15 protein-coding genes are annotated in these 13,837 nt (G+C 49.4%); 8 read left to right on the top strand and 7 right to left on the bottom strand.

Annotated features, from left to right (window positions below; translation table 11 throughout):
• Positions 1–181 precede the first annotated feature (181 nt).
• From Enr17x_RS18655 to Enr17x_RS18645, 3 genes are all read left to right on the top strand, one after another.
• Positions 182–670, top strand: coding sequence for a hypothetical protein (locus tag Enr17x_RS18655; protein WP_145311238.1), 489 nt, complete (start codon positions 182–184; stop codon positions 668–670).
• 468 nt (positions 671–1,138) lie between these two features.
• A complete protein-coding gene (locus Enr17x_RS18650; RefSeq protein ID WP_145311237.1) occupies positions 1,139–1,522 on the top strand; it encodes a BlaI/MecI/CopY family transcriptional regulator in 384 nt (127 codons plus the stop codon).
• A gap of 3 nt (positions 1,523–1,525) precedes the next feature.
• Positions 1,526–3,451 (top strand): M56 family metallopeptidase, encoded by a 1,926-nt coding sequence (locus Enr17x_RS18645; protein ID WP_145311236.1) that lies wholly within the window; start codon positions 1,526–1,528, stop codon positions 3,449–3,451.
• Between the two features lie 13 nt (positions 3,452–3,464).
• Here Enr17x_RS18645 and Enr17x_RS18640 read toward each other — a convergent pair whose 3' ends face one another.
• Both Enr17x_RS18640 and Enr17x_RS18635 read right to left on the bottom strand, forming a co-directional pair.
• Positions 3,465–3,902 (bottom strand): hypothetical protein, encoded by a 438-nt coding sequence (locus tag Enr17x_RS18640; protein ID WP_145311235.1) that lies wholly within the window; start codon positions 3,900–3,902, stop codon positions 3,465–3,467.
• Between the two features lie 90 nt (positions 3,903–3,992).
• Complete coding sequence (locus Enr17x_RS18635; protein WP_145311234.1) at positions 3,993–4,970, bottom strand: DUF1559 family PulG-like putative transporter; 978 nt, start codon at positions 4,968–4,970, stop codon at positions 3,993–3,995.
• Positions 4,971–5,490: 520 nt separating this feature from the next.
• Here Enr17x_RS18635 and Enr17x_RS18630 point away from each other — a divergent pair.
• Positions 5,491–7,335 carry a hypothetical protein gene (locus Enr17x_RS18630; protein WP_145311233.1) on the top strand — a complete coding sequence of 615 codons (1,845 nt, stop codon included), beginning with the start codon at positions 5,491–5,493 and terminating at the stop codon, positions 7,333–7,335.
• A gap of 35 nt (positions 7,336–7,370) precedes the next feature.
• Here Enr17x_RS18630 and Enr17x_RS18625 read toward each other — a convergent pair whose 3' ends face one another.
• Entirely contained in the window at positions 7,371–7,622 is a 252-nt protein-coding gene (locus tag Enr17x_RS18625; protein ID WP_145311232.1) for a hypothetical protein, read from the bottom strand.
• A 146-nt stretch (positions 7,623–7,768) separates the two neighbouring features.
• Between Enr17x_RS18625 and Enr17x_RS18620 the strand changes: the two genes are divergently transcribed.
• Entirely contained in the window at positions 7,769–8,623 is an 855-nt protein-coding gene (locus Enr17x_RS18620; RefSeq protein WP_145311231.1) for a hypothetical protein, read from the top strand.
• Between the two features lie 23 nt (positions 8,624–8,646).
• On the opposite strand, the gene Enr17x_RS18615 is transcribed toward Enr17x_RS18620, so the two are convergent.
• The 3 genes from Enr17x_RS18615 to Enr17x_RS18605 all read right to left on the bottom strand — a co-directional run bounded on the left by Enr17x_RS18615 (position 8,647) and on the right by Enr17x_RS18605 (position 10,398).
• Positions 8,647–9,027, bottom strand: coding sequence for a hypothetical protein (locus Enr17x_RS18615; RefSeq protein WP_145311230.1), 381 nt, complete (start codon positions 9,025–9,027; stop codon positions 8,647–8,649).
• A gap of 30 nt (positions 9,028–9,057) precedes the next feature.
• A complete protein-coding gene (locus tag Enr17x_RS18610; protein ID WP_145311229.1) occupies positions 9,058–9,561 on the bottom strand; it encodes a hypothetical protein in 504 nt (167 codons plus the stop codon).
• A gap of 126 nt (positions 9,562–9,687) precedes the next feature.
• Complete coding sequence (locus Enr17x_RS18605) at positions 9,688–10,398, bottom strand: HAD family hydrolase (RefSeq protein ID WP_198000667.1); 711 nt, start codon at positions 10,396–10,398, stop codon at positions 9,688–9,690.
• 162 nt (positions 10,399–10,560) lie between these two features.
• Here Enr17x_RS18605 and Enr17x_RS18600 point away from each other — a divergent pair, with 162 nt between their 5' ends.
• Both Enr17x_RS18600 and Enr17x_RS18595 read left to right on the top strand, forming a co-directional pair.
• On the top strand, positions 10,561–11,442 hold the full coding sequence (locus tag Enr17x_RS18600) for a DUF1853 family protein (RefSeq protein ID WP_145311227.1): 882 nt from the start codon (positions 10,561–10,563) through the stop codon (positions 11,440–11,442).
• Positions 11,443–11,508: 66 nt separating this feature from the next.
• Positions 11,509–11,886 carry a hypothetical protein gene (locus Enr17x_RS18595; RefSeq protein ID WP_145311226.1) on the top strand — a complete coding sequence of 126 codons (378 nt, stop codon included), beginning with the start codon at positions 11,509–11,511 and terminating at the stop codon, positions 11,884–11,886.
• Positions 11,887–11,902: 16 nt separating this feature from the next.
• Here Enr17x_RS18595 and Enr17x_RS18590 read toward each other — a convergent pair whose 3' ends face one another.
• Positions 11,903–12,856: an IS110 family RNA-guided transposase gene (locus tag Enr17x_RS18590; RefSeq protein WP_145306499.1), complete on the bottom strand. Its 954-nt coding sequence runs from the start codon at positions 12,854–12,856 to the stop codon at positions 11,903–11,905.
• A 263-nt stretch (positions 12,857–13,119) separates the two neighbouring features.
• On the opposite strand from Enr17x_RS18590, the gene Enr17x_RS18585 reads away from it, so the two are divergent.
• Positions 13,120–13,818, top strand: coding sequence for a leucine-rich repeat domain-containing protein (locus tag Enr17x_RS18585; RefSeq protein ID WP_145311225.1), 699 nt, complete (start codon positions 13,120–13,122; stop codon positions 13,816–13,818).
• Positions 13,819–13,837: the final 19 nt, after the last annotated feature.

Raw genomic sequence — 13,837 nt, 5'->3', positions numbered from 1 at the left:
TCCAGCAGGAATCAACTATAAAGCGATCTGGAGTCTCCATAATTTGAATGACATCTGATCGACGATCCTGTAGACTCACGCTTTGAAGGATCGATTCGGAAGCTTGAGGAAGAAATGGTGGCCTCTCCCCCGTTTTCGATTTCTCTTTTAGCAGTTCACTCAAAATGAATGGAATCACAAAATGAAACGGTTTCTCAGCCCCTCGTTTTTCAGCTTCCTTGCCGTCTGTGGCGTGTTGACGGTTCTCTCTGCGGATACACCCTCTACGACTGAGAAAAACTACACTCAAGGAAATTCTTTTCACATGTATACCAGCGCATTAGCTGTGTCTGACTCGGGCGTTGTCACGATCCCTTCGCGCTATCGCTGGAGTGTCGAGACAGGAACACGAGGCATCGATCACAACGGCAGATATCTCCCCGATGGTCGCGTGCAATTGCGGCTGCATGATCCCGATCACAATTTCTCGGCCTTCATGGCACAGATGGACCTGGCAACCGCCGCTAAGCTGCATCACGAATTGGGAAACATCATTGTGAAGAAACTGCAGGATCCGAATTTTCAACATCGCCCCCAACTCTATCGCCCCGACCAGATTCCAACCAAACGCATTATCGGCATCGACGCCAAGGGTACTGCGATCCTTGAAAATGTGGAGAAAGGCAAATAACAGTCTGTTGAAGATCCGTTTCGTTTGCGTTCTACCACGAAAATCTCGAAAGAACACGAAATAATTTCTTCGGGAGGCTGGCACTGTTGGCTTGCCAACAGTGATTGAGAAAACGTTCCGATCTACAGAAAGTGTAGGGGAGCCCCAAGTGTCTCCCTTCGGTTATGACTAAATTGCATCGTGTCGCTTCAACGCTAGATTTGGTTCCATAGTAAGAGTAATTTCCGATTCGAACACCGCCAGGCGGGCGGACACATGGGTCCGCACCCTACTTTTCAGAATCGCAAACAACTAAAGAAAATTCGTTTTAGACTACCATGAAATTCGCGTAAGACACGTACATTCCGGTTCCATGTTTTTGCCTGACGCCTCTATTCGCTAAAAATTTAGCTTTTCATGTTGACACCTCTTTTTCGAAACGCTAATTTATTAGCGAATCAACATTCTTGATTTTCAGGGAACTAAGACATGTCACAGCACGCCGACCTTAGCAGGCGGGAACGTCAAATCATGGATTCGATTTATTCGCGCAGTGAAGCGACTGTGCTCGATATCCAAAGCGATCTGCCGAACGCGCCGACGCCGACGGCAATACGAACCATGCTCCGCATTCTGATGGAAAAAGAGATCGTACAGCGGCACAAACAGGGGCGTGAGTTTCTTTATTCCCCCACTTCCCCACGGCGGCCGGAAGGGACCAAAGCGTTGAAGCATGTGGTCCAGACATTTTTTGAAGGCTCGTTCAAACAGGCACTGGCGGCACAGCTTGCCAGTGGCGACGAAACGCTGACCGACGACGAATTGCGTGATATGGTCAAGCTCATCAAAGCAGCTCGAGAAAAGGGAAACTAAGTTATGCATACAGAATTCGAACTCGCTTCGTTCGACGGGCAATGGTATTTCCTGCTGGAGCTTACGATCAAGTCGACTCTGATTCTCGCTGTTGCGTTTGTCATGGTACGTCTCATGCGACGCGCCAGCGCAGCGTTCCGCTATTCCGTCTGGAGTGTCGCGATCGTGGCTCTACTTGCGTTGCCTGTCGTTAACTTGTGTGTCCCCAAATGGACGCTGGAAGCGGGCACGATAAATCAGGCGGCCAACAGTCATCATAGGAATCGACCATCCGCCGCCTTGCCGGTTTTGCAAACTCAGCACTCCCCTCAGAAAGACGTTCTCCAAAGCACTCTACCATCATCGTCGGCTTCCCAGACTTCTTTATCGAATACAGACAAAATCAGCGTCTCGCCGTCTGCTTTCCTCCCCAATGTGGTGATGACCTTGAATGTGTTCTGGCTGATGGGATGTGTGGCAATGTTGATTCGACTGTTGATCATGCGTGTGCGGCTCTGGTCGACGTCCCGGAACTATGAAGCGGTAGCCGAAGGTCAGTTGTTCGATTTGCTGCAGACGTGTCGCGACGACCTCGATTATTCCAGACCAGTGAGACTGTATGTCACGGATCAAAGAGTCATGCCGATGACCTGGGGAATTATCTGCCCGTCAATTCTGCTTCCCCGAGAAGCGGAGCACTGGCCGGAACAGGAAATCCGCTGTGCCATCCTGCATGAACTGGCTCATGTTTCTCGCCTCGATTGTCTGTCTCAACTGTTTGTGCAGCTGACGTGTGTGCTGTACTGGTTGAATCCACTCGTCTGGGTAGCAGCCCGATCGCTGCATCTCGAACGCGAACTCGCCTGCGATGATGTTGTGTTGCAGAATGGGGAACGTGCGTCAGATTATGCAGCACTACTGATGCAGGCGGTCTCACATTTTCATTCGAACAAGATGCTGGAATCAACGGCAGTCTCCATGGCAGGTCGCAACGGTTTCACCCGGCGTCTGCAGGCGATTCTCCAGGAAACACAGGATCGACGCCCTGTCCCTCGACGCACGATGCTGATCTTTGCCGTTTCGTTTCTCGGACTGACCGGATTGCTGGGAGTATTCCAGATCGGTCTCACCGAAACGGCTCACGCCCAGCAGTCGTCGCCAGAGCAGACGAAAGTGCAACAGCCAGAGCAGAAGCAATCCAAGCCAACACTAAATATTCAACAATCGCAAGCCGAACCGATTCCGCAGCAGCAGCCAAAAAAGAATGAGTTAAAACCAATCCAGGGGGGACCTTATCAATCTTTGCCTGTGAATGGAAAACGTTCCCGGCCCCTACCCGGTATGAACCGACCCGCTGTGCGATCTTTGAACATCGTATTCGCGCACGATCCGGGGATCGGAAACTACGACGGAATTGTGGGACGCCCGAACGATGTCTGGAATTCTGTGGACATCGGCACGACAGCGGTGGACTACACGCGGTTTAGTGATGCCAGCTCCAGCACAGCGCGATTGCGGATTTCACGGCATGACGGCGAATGGGGTATTAAAGGACAATCGGGAATCTTCCAAGGCTATATTTATCACAATTGTCGCTGTGTCGACTTACAAACAAAAGTCTTAGACCTTCCGGCTGGCAGTTACAAAATCTATGTCTTCGCACATGGGGATGCTCCCAATCAAAATGCAGAGATTGAACTGAAAGTTGGTAATCGCGTGGTCGGTAAAAAAGCGACGGCCAACGACGGCACCTGGAACTTTCGCACTCAACCCTACCGTGAAGGTTTGCAGTTTGTGAGCTTTAACTTCAAAATTAAAGCCGGTCAGATACTAACGCTGATCAGTCATCGTGCCGGCAGTGATTACTCGATGTTTAACGCGATTCAGATTGTGCCGCAAACAGATTCTGTGATGCGACAACCAAAGAAGTCGCCCCAAACAACTCGCTGAATCCGGAACAAAATTACTCTGTAAGGTCCAGTTTCAAGACATCTTCTTCAGGATTGCCTGCAACCACTACGGAAAGCTCTGTTGCGTCGTTATACTTGGCCGGGATCACTTGCTTGACTTGATCGATTTCTTCTCCCGTGTCAGCGTCTTTGACTTTTTTCCCCGTGGGCTTACGCCAATAGACGGCTACGCGGTAGGTTGCCTTATTGGGGCCTTTTTCTTCCGGAATGGAAAACGTGCCGTTTTCGATCGGGCCGCCGGCAGGATTGGAATTTCCATCTTCGGGAATCAGTGAAATCATCCCGCTGGAGACTGGTTCCCCTTTGAAGGAGACCGTTCCCGTGATTGGAAATCGTTTCTCGCCTGTATATTCTTTCTGACTTCCGCATCCGGAAAGACTTGTAATCAGGACCATCAGCAATGCCCGTACGGCGATGCTTGTTTGATTCATCTGTAAGAACCTCATAAATTATTATGTGTTGTAAAACAGATCAACCAACCCACTTGAGCTGGTTGACTGGAAATAGATCGGCGATGGCGCTTAGAACTCTCCCACAACGTAATCGTCATCGATGAAATACAAATTCTGATAGATAAACCCCGGCCCTGCCATGTTCAGATTCATTCCCAGACAGGTCGTTGTGGAACCGGCTGCCGGATTGTGGCTGATGTTTTCGCTGATGAAGCGGACCGCGCCATCAGCCATTAAGAAGTGAGCGCCCCCTTCGTGGTTACTGCTCACACCGTGCCGCGTACAACCGCTGTCGCCTGAAGCAGCATTGGAACTTGACGTTGATGCAGTAGGCGTATTGATCGGCCAGTTCACACGAAATTTATTGGCAGCATCCGTATTATTGCTGCGTCCCCAGATGATCGCGCCCCCATATCGTTTCCCGGCAGGGTCGCGTTTCAGTCGACGTTCGCCCAACAACAGTGTGTTGCTGGTACCATCGGTGATGTCGCGGATGCGGATCTTGCTGTTTCCAACACAAATCCGCTCATTCACAACATAGTTCGATGTGGAATAACTCTGGTGCATGGCATTGACGGCTTTTCCCGTATCGGAGGGACAGCGAAATGACGGGTAAGGGTCATTTAATGGCGTCGTATTTCCATAACTGTCTCCCGCATTCGGCATCCGGCAGCCATCTGGTTTGAGCGTGTTGTATAATGGTGCCTGATCAAGATTAGGCAGGATGAATACGCCCCAGCCCCAGGCACGATAATTGTTATCAGGCAACGCGACTCCATTCGACATGTTCGCGCAGCGGTCAGACCAGCCAGAACCACCGGGACGGTTAATGATCCCGGGCGGAAAGGTGTTATGAGAATCGTGGTAGTTATGGAACGCCAATCCAAACTGCTTCAAATTGTTTTTACACTGCGAACGGCGCGCGGCTTCACGTGCCTGCTGGACCGCGGGCAACAACAGCGCAATTAAGATCGCGATGATGGCTATCACGACCAGTAATTCAATCAAAGTGAACCCGTTGCGCCTGTCTTTTGATAAATTTTTCACCACAGAGTACTCCTTATTTTGAAATCGAATCGAACGTGGATGCCTCTTAAGAAAGGAAACAGGAGGCAGATAAAAGTCATGGGGATGATCAATCGGCCAGATTTTGGGCTCGGCCTCTGATTGAAAAGCATTTGTAAATAACAACACTTAGAACAATACATCAGTTTATTAATATACACTTGGATAAATATTTGTCTATACAATTTGGGCACAAAGTGAATATTTTTGAGATCCTTCGAGGCGTGGTTTTGAGATGCTACTCTGCTTTTTCAGGGGTAAACCAGACCTGAATATAGTCCGTTAAGACCGTGTTAGTTTGCTGGCTGTCTGAAATCTCTCTGCCTCAAAATCAAAACGAGTCCAAGCTCATTCTCCTGGAAATGACGCAGTTTCTACTGATGAACAAATTCAGAAGAAACTACTTAACTGGTCTACAAGGTGTTTACAATTGAACATTACCCGATACAATCTGGACTCATGACAAATCCCTGAGGCCTAACCATAGAGAAAGGATTTTCTAGTGTCTGGAACCTACATCAATACACCATTTGTGATCACGAATAATCAGAGCGACTACCCTGAGGATCAGATCTGGGTTTCGTTTTCGGGAGTCTTCACCAATACTGGTACTCCTCAGTACATTGGCGCCACGCAGATTACAAATTTCACCTCGAACTGGCAGTCGTTTAAACTTGCCGATTTATTAGCGCCCGTTCCTAATCTGCCTTATTTTGGAACGACGGCTCAATATACGTTCTCTCTCAATGGCTTTTCGGGGCGTGTCTATATCAATTATGGTCCTGCTGCATTGACGGAACCTCCCAACCCGGGCGCTCCGGGAACCAGCCCCTATCTCGTTTTTGAACCGACTGTCGATGGAGAAACGTTAGCGCCCCCCACTCCCACTGCCAGTAATATGGACTTGTCCTACGTCGATGGTGTTTCGGCCCCCGCAGCCACGATGGTCAGTAATGCCACCACCGGTCAACCACTGCAGGCCACTTCTGTCAACCCGGTGACTTCGTGCAGTAACATTCTATCCAATGTGGTCAACCAGGTTCCCAGCGGCGCTGTGGTCTCGAATGGTACGAAAAACGTGCGCGTCATGTCCTCTGCCGCCGCACCTTCCGCTTATCACGACTGGACCAGTCTGATGACCACGTTGCAAAAAAGTACGGCCACGAATCCGCTGAATGTCTGCAGTTACACCAGCCCGACGAATACAGGAATTCCTGTGAGCTATGCCTTGAGTGGTGCCCTGTTTGGTTATAGTGGCGGAAAGACATATTCTCCTCAGGCTCCTGATTTTGCCACAGCACAAGACTATACGACCCAGGCCACATTTAAGACTAACCTGAACCCGGATAACAATTCCGTTCTCACGAAAGTAGGGATTACCAACGGCACACCCGGCGTCGAGATCAGTGGTACTGGAACCGTGACAGGCGCATTCAGCATCTACATCAAGGAGACCGATCTCAACGCGGGAACGGGGATCTACGGCAACAATCCCCCTTATGTTGTCGCCTATAATGGAACGGAAAACGCCTATAACACGGACGGCATCGTTAACGACCTGGGGGGCAGAGTGGTTGGCGACTTGATGGCGGGGATGGTCTTCGGCTGGTCGGCCAGTTCTGTGAATATTGAAAAACATGCCCTGAAGACCGGGACGAAACTCTACAACACGCCGTTCAGTTCGGTAACCATCGGCGGCTTGAAGACCGGCGAACTGTTCTTTCTGCTGTCCCTCGCCGGTGCTCAGAAAAAACTGACGGACTGGCTCGGCTCCGAGCTCGATTCCAACTCAGACAATTATGATCCCTACCTGTATGCCATCGCTCAGAACAGCGATGCTTATGGCAGTGGATTTACCGATCGTCTGCAAGGCTATTCGAATCCCGATACCTATTGGTACACAGCAAATCCTCCAGCGATTCCCGGGGGAGGCGGCAATTATGAAACCGTGGGCTTCGTCGATCTGATTCTGGGACAACCAACGACGATCCCGATGGCGATTCTGTTGACTAATAACACGACTCAAGAATTGACGCTCACCAATAAACAGTTGATCGGTTCCAGTACGACGTCTTCGTTTGATCTGCCCCCGGAACTTGCTGGTGGCTCGACGGCAGGCGGCTATAGTGCCCCGGCGTCAAAAACACCATACCAGGCCATCTGGACTTATTCACCGGACGGCGGTAAAACCGAATTGACCTTCCAATGTGACCTCAGCGGCCCCAATGGCATCACCATCATCCCCTCCAAAACAGGTCCTGACGCCGACAAGTGGGAGCTCAGTGAAGAACCCACACTGGAAAGCGGCGTCTGGGTCGTTCGGTTTTACTATTCGGAAGCGTCATAAGACGCGTCTCAGGAATAAACGAGTTGGTACGACAACTAGATTTCCGCGAAGTTCACCAGAAACATTTTTTCGTTGCTTTTATGGTCCGGCATTTCTAACAGGGGTTCGGTGGCACTGTTGGTTTGCCAACAGTGATCGAGAAAACGCCCAATTAAGCAAAAATGCAGGGGGAGATCCATGTGTCTCCCCGTGGAAACGACGTGAAGAGAGAGGTACCACTTGAACGGTGAAACTGGTTCCATCGCCGGAGTGAATTCCACATCGAACACCACCAGGCGGGCGGCCACATGGGGCCGCACCCTATCTGGAAAACATCAGATCTGTTTAATAAGTATCGCTGAAATTCCGAAACAGGTTCAAGTTGAGTAATCCTTATAATCGATACATCAAAAGGGTGTACGTGCGCGTGCATGAAATCGATAGGGGGGATGCGATGCAAATTGATTCACTTGGTTCCAGCGGTCTGCTCACACAATCACAGCAAAAACGGCAGCAGGAACATGAGGTCCAGAATGTCTTCAGTGCCATGCTGGCTCAGGTCGGCCGCCAGGGATATGTTTCCGCCGAGGCACCAGAGCAGGTATTGGAAGGCGAGCAATCTCTCACCAAAGGACTGCAACGAACCTGGGACAGTTGGTTCACGGGAGAACTCAAAGGCCGTTATGCGCAAGCCTCCAGTCCCGAGGAATTGAAACAGTCGTTCGGCGAGATCATTGTCCGTGCTCACGAAGAAGGAGGCTATGTCGATCCGAAAGGTTTCCTGCAGAAACTGTCTCAAGAAGAACTGGCTGTGGTGCAAAAGGTACAAAGTCTGGCCAGCCCGATCCGTGTGTCAGCGTTGACCGAAGAAGGGGCCTTGAATCTGCTCCTGCCGCCCGCGACGCAGGTCGACTTGAATAACGATGGAATCACCCAAAGTGGAGTGGCGAATGGAATTCGCTTTCCCAGCAGCAACACACCGGCTGCCGTCGTGAAGGCCTGGGAAGAAACGACCGAGGGCATGAGCTTTGCCGAAAAAGCGATGGCCGAGTTTCAGATGATGCTGCCGCTGATCACCGCTAATCTGGAAGTGGATGAAAACGGGAAATTCGTACGTCAATATGAACCCGGCGATCCCGAATACCGAAATCCCATGGCTGAGGCCGGTTATTCCTACGTCGCCGCCACCAAAGATCGTTTGGACTCGCTGGAGTTCAGGAAGCATGAAATTCCCGCTGACAGATACGAGCGCCAGAAATCGTTCTGGGAAAAATTTCAACAGTCACTGATTCAAAATGGCGCGGAATAAACGCCGCACTTCTTTCTTCAGGTTCACGCTTGACTTTCTTCGTCCTCACTTTGTTCTGGGGAGTTCTGTGCATCGTAATATTTAAGCAGAAGTCGTTCGGAGCGGAATCTGGCTGAGAGGATCACTAAGTAACTAAAGGCAATACTGCCAAGTAAACCGACGACAAAGCCGATCAACATGTCGAGATTGCCCCAAAAGAGGGCCATCGATTCTACTTCCTGTTGATCCAACTTCAAGATCAGCCTGATCGAGAGCGACAGAACCCAGATCCAAGCGGCGACCAAACTGACCGACAAAAGAATTCTTCCATAACGCCATCGATCCCATTGTTCGATGTTTCGCCTGATACCGGTAATGAATTCTTCGTCAGACTTGTGTTTCCTGAAAAGCAGTTTCCATTCCATGACTGAAAACCTTTCTGTTTCGAGCTAAAATCACTCATCCAGATTCAGAGTCAGGCAAGGGGTGCCACCGAAGTGGAGAGAGACCTGTTTCTCAGGAACGTTCGGTACGCACCACTCGACAACCATTTCGGTGCCAGGCGGTTGCTCATAATCGTCGAAGATAATGTTTCCTTCCGCATCGACCCAGAACATGACGTCATTAAAAAATCCTTCGATGTAATCTTCATCTGCTTCCGATGTTTCTTTGCCTGGCGGGCTGAAACCAAAATCATCGAGATCAAGTTGCTCGCGTTGCAGGACCAGTATCCGCGAATATTTCTGATCATCGTCAGGAAAGGTCGTCTTGCGATCGATAACCGCGATCTGCACGTAAGCGCCCGGCTTCGCAAGGGCTGCTTTGATTTGATCCTGGTAAGCGGAAAGCTCCTTTTTAAGAGCCTGCTCTTCTTCAGTCATTTCCTTGGGAGTGTAGGGCTTTGAGCAACCGGAGAACAGCAATGACCCCAACAGGAATAAGACGAGTGTTTGTTTCATGGCTTCTGTGATCCTTAAGAATACCTGATTAATCAAAGTTCTTATCGTATCTTGATAAATGTCAAATGTTGAGAGTAAAAGTCAACTTTTTACAGATTGATTTTAACACTATTTTTTCAGGAAGTTCTACCAGTCAGAATGAAAGAAAAAATCTTCTGCCTGGATCCACTTCAAGGAGTCAACGGTTGTAATTGAGGGATCTGGAATTGGTTGTTTGCCAGAACGGTTGAGCCAGATCGCCTGCATTCCCAGACTGACTGCAGGGGCAATATCATATTCCAGACTATCTCCCATCATGACAGAGTGACTAAGGCGACCTTCCAGTACGTTCATAGCATGGGTAAACGCAATTTCGTCAGGCTTGGAGTAACCGGTTTCACCGGAAATGAAAATTTCGTCAAAAAAATCAGAGATGCCCAAAGATTCCAGTTTCGTGCGTTGTCCGTCTGCAGGTCCGTTGGTCAACAGGCCGATTTTGACGGGCTTTGTTTTCAGATGTTTGAGGAAATCCAGCGCGTCATTAAATAGAACGCATTTCCGGTTCATGAGGTCTGTGAACGTCGCTGCTTCTGTTGATAGAGAAAGTCTGCTGTCTCGGGGAATATCATTCTGGTCCAGAAGTTGTTCGTAGCGTTTCAGTCGAAATTCATCGATTGAGTAGTGTCCTGTCAGATGCTGCTGAAACAGATTATTGTTAATGATACCAAATTGCTTCTTAAGCTGATTTCGATTTGTTAAATGGTATAATGCAGCAAAGTGTTCTAAAGCAGCTTCCACGCCTTGTTCAGTCGAACAGAGTGTATGATCCAGGTCAATTAAAACGGTCTTCAATTTCATGATTCCCATTGATTAACGATGTATCGAATTGCCTCTCAAGAAACGAACTCTTTTCTCTTTGTCGCCATGATCATAGAATAAGACTCCTGCAATGTGCTAGAGAGGTAAGAAAAAAACGTTTGCTTTACTTTTGTTTGAGATGAAACTGAAAATGTTGCAACGATGAATCACCAGCCAGAGAACCAACCCAGCCAGAACGTTTTGCAATCGCAGGCACTGCGCGACTTAAAATGGGCGATCACCAGTCCGTCGTTAATCACACAGGCCAGCGAAGATGAGATTCTTCCTGAAGTTCCTGATTTCCAGGCGATCGACGTTCCGCACCTGGAGAATTATCTCGCCCCCTATTCCCGATTTCGGATTGGAACGTATTTTGAAGGACTGGTCCTGTATTGGCTGGAACATATCCGCCGGCTGAAAATCATCGCCCGACATCAGCAGATTTTTGAAGCGAATCAGACCATCGGCGAGATCGATATTCTGTTCGAAGACGAAGCCGGCGTTGTAAATCACTGGGAAATCGCGGTCAAATTCTATCTATATGATCCCGGTGACAACGCGACCGGCAGTCACTTCGTGGGGCCGAATGTGAAGGATACGTTCGAAAAGAAAATGCGGCGGCTGTTCGACTTTCAGCTTCCCTTGAGCAAGACACACTTCCCTGAAGTCAACCGGCGGCAGGCGTTTGTGAAAGGCATGATCTTTTATCACACCGATCACAATTCTCCCAAACAACTCCCGGAGAAACTCTCACCGACACATGAACGAGGCAGCTGGCTACACCTCTCCGAGCTCTCCCGGCTTAACGCGCAGCACGGCGAACTGTGGTTTCTAATCCGTGAAAAGCCGGACTGGTTATCCGCGTCCCTCTGCAGCAAATCCGATGACAGGCTGCTCAACTTCAACGAGTTGCAACAGCACATGGAATCGCATTTTCAGCACAAACAGCGTCCTATTCTGATCAGCGCACTCAACTGTCAGGAATCAAAATGTAGCGAAGTTGATCGGGTTTTTATTGCCTCCGAATCCTGGCCGCAGATTTAATCAGAAATAGATTGATCCCCTTCCTGATTGCCGGCGTTACCTGAAACAGTCTGGAATCGAGATACAATGTGCAGCTGGTTGGGGACTCAGATGAACTGGGAGTCAGAACAAGGGACGCTCTGTCGTTGCATTCGCTGTAAGCGGTGCTGGGGACTGGTTTTTCTTTCGGTGGCCTTGCTGTTGACGCCTGTACTGAAGCCGGGAGTACAGAGATGTTGGACCTTATATCATATCGCTGCATTAGATGGAACGATTGATTACATCGAACCTGATTTCAGTCTGGCGGTTTTACCGTCTGACTGGGAAGATTCCATCAGGAATTCACGTGATAATAATGAGATTAAGTCGTTTGATGAAGTCAAAAGTATCAGTCTGACGATTACACAGAACAGTGATCTGAGCTGGCTGGATGCCTTTCCGAATCTGGAACACCTTTCTTTGTAGCGACTGTCTTAAAAATTCAGGAATTTCTCACGTTTGCCTCCCATTGTTTTCCTTCTTTGACCATGGTGTTGAGAATGATGAGCAGTTTGCGCATGGCAGCCACGAGTGCGACCATTTTCGGTTTTCCGTTTTTGACGAGCCGTTTATAGAACGCACTGATGATCGGGTTGTGCCTCAAGGCCACTACGGTGGGCATGTATAATCCGTTCCGGATCCGGACTCGTCCGCCGCCAATCGTCCGTCTTCCCCTCATGGTTCCGCTGTCGCGGTTCGTGGGTGCGACACCGACTAACCGTGAGATCTGCTTTCGATTCAGGCTCCCCAGTTCCGGCAGATCTGAGATGAGCAGAGTTGCCGTGATACTGGCGATGCCTGGTACCGATTGCAGGATTTTCGAACGTTTACGGGACTCCTCGTCGGCGTCAATCAGTGCCTTCAGTTCCTTCTCGATCAGCCTGAGCTGTTCTTTGTGGAAAGCAATGGATTGTTCAATCATCTTGATGACGTCCTGGTCCACAATGGTCTCCAGACGGTTCTTTTCCTGGATGATCATCTTGCTGGTCTGTTCCCGGCGAGAAGTAAATTCACGCATTTTCTGCTGGGCCTCTGTTAAAGGTGGAGTGAGCCGTGGGTCCATCACCTCGGCATATTCCCTGATGATGCGCGCGTCAATCTCATCGGTTTTGGCCAGTTGATTCTTCGCTCGGGCAAAGTCCCGGATCAGTCGGGGATTGACGACAGAAACCGGAAACTTGTGCTGGTGCAGACAGGCAACCAGCCTGTTTTCCCAGCCGCCGGTTGCTTCCAGACAAACTCGAATTGGCTGAAGCTTCATGAGTGTGGCGATTAACTTTTTTCTCCCGGCTGGTGTGTTCTTGTAAACAACGGACTTGGAACGATCTGGGAAACTGACATCAAACTTGGCTTTTGAAATATCAATCCCAACGTCTTCTGTGTTAAGCTGATGCATGCTAAGGCCCTTCCTTGCAAATACGAGCTGGTGGTGGTGCACCGCTCTGGCGACTGTACGGGTTAAGGCATGAGAAGCGAGTGGCGATCCAGCTACAACTCGGTCTTTAAGACCAGGGGCCGACACGATCTGACACTCGCCACCAATGTTTCCCGCCTTTAAAGGCGGGAAACATTGGCTTTATCTGCCTATCAAAACAAAGAACTCTAGACAGTCAAGAGCAGATACAAGGGGCCGGTCTCAGTGATGAAGGCATAGCACACTTGAAGCGTTTTCGCAGACTGAAACGCCTTAGTTTATGGGAAACAAGTGTCAGTGATGCCGGTTTGATTTATCTGCTAGACCTCCCCCAACTGAAATCGATTGATCTCAATGACTCACGTGTGCATGGTCATGGGTTGAAACATCTGAATGGACTTTCGAATTTAACCTGGCTCAGTCTGGATGGATCTCCGGTTACGGATGCAAGGCTGGCTGGTCTGAAAGATCTTTCCAGACTGCGCGTATTGATTCTCGATCATACGCAAGTCAGTGATGCCGGGTTGGTTCATTTGAAAAAATTAAAGGAACTGCGGATTCTGAATCTGAGTCATACACATGTGACAGGCGTAGGTCTAGCACAATTGAAACATCTTCCTGAACTGTACTGGCTCAGATTAAATGCATCTCCTATCAGCGATGCAGGAATGACGCATCTGGAATCACTTTCAGTTTTATCGCGTCTCGATCTGTCAGGAACAAACGTCAGTAATGCAGGTTTAGTTCATCTTTGTGAACTCAAAAACTTAGAGCATCTGGAGTTGGAAAGAACACAGATCTCTGATGCGGGCCTGGTTCCTCTACACGGGCATCCTCACCTGAAAGACATTGATCTCGATCACACAAAAGTGACGATGGCTGGCATCAGTGAACTTGAGGCCACGTTACCAGCGAGTGTTGTTCTGATCGACGAGAATGAATGACAAGAGATTTAGCGAGCGC

Source organism: Gimesia fumaroli (genome assembly GCF_007754425.1).
Taxonomy (GTDB): Bacteria; Planctomycetota; Planctomycetia; order Planctomycetales; family Planctomycetaceae; genus Gimesia; species Gimesia fumaroli.
This window is presented reverse-complemented; position numbering and strand designations above follow the sequence as displayed.

Coding starts and splice junctions, on each gene's coding strand:
- Enr17x_RS18655 (WP_145311238.1), top strand. CDS start 182: ATGAAACGGTTTCTCAGCCCCTCGTTTTTCAGCTTCCTTGCCGTCTGT.
- Enr17x_RS18650 (WP_145311237.1), top strand. CDS start 1,139: ATGTCACAGCACGCCGACCTTAGCAGGCGGGAACGTCAAATCATGGAT.
- Enr17x_RS18645 (WP_145311236.1), top strand. CDS start 1,526: ATGCATACAGAATTCGAACTCGCTTCGTTCGACGGGCAATGGTATTTC.
- Enr17x_RS18640 (WP_145311235.1), bottom strand. CDS start 3,902: ATGAATCAAACAAGCATCGCCGTACGGGCATTGCTGATGGTCCTGATT.
- Enr17x_RS18620 (WP_145311231.1), top strand. CDS start 7,769: ATGCAAATTGATTCACTTGGTTCCAGCGGTCTGCTCACACAATCACAG.
- Enr17x_RS18615 (WP_145311230.1), bottom strand. CDS start 9,027: ATGGAATGGAAACTGCTTTTCAGGAAACACAAGTCTGACGAAGAATTC.
- Enr17x_RS18610 (WP_145311229.1), bottom strand. CDS start 9,561: ATGAAACAAACACTCGTCTTATTCCTGTTGGGGTCATTGCTGTTCTCC.
- Enr17x_RS18605 (WP_198000667.1), bottom strand. CDS start 10,398: ATGAAATTGAAGACCGTTTTAATTGACCTGGATCATACACTCTGTTCG.
- Enr17x_RS18600 (WP_145311227.1), top strand. CDS start 10,561: ATGAATCACCAGCCAGAGAACCAACCCAGCCAGAACGTTTTGCAATCG.
- Enr17x_RS18595 (WP_145311226.1), top strand. CDS start 11,509: ATGTGCAGCTGGTTGGGGACTCAGATGAACTGGGAGTCAGAACAAGGG.
- Enr17x_RS18590 (WP_145306499.1), bottom strand. CDS start 12,856: ATGCATCAGCTTAACACAGAAGACGTTGGGATTGATATTTCAAAAGCC.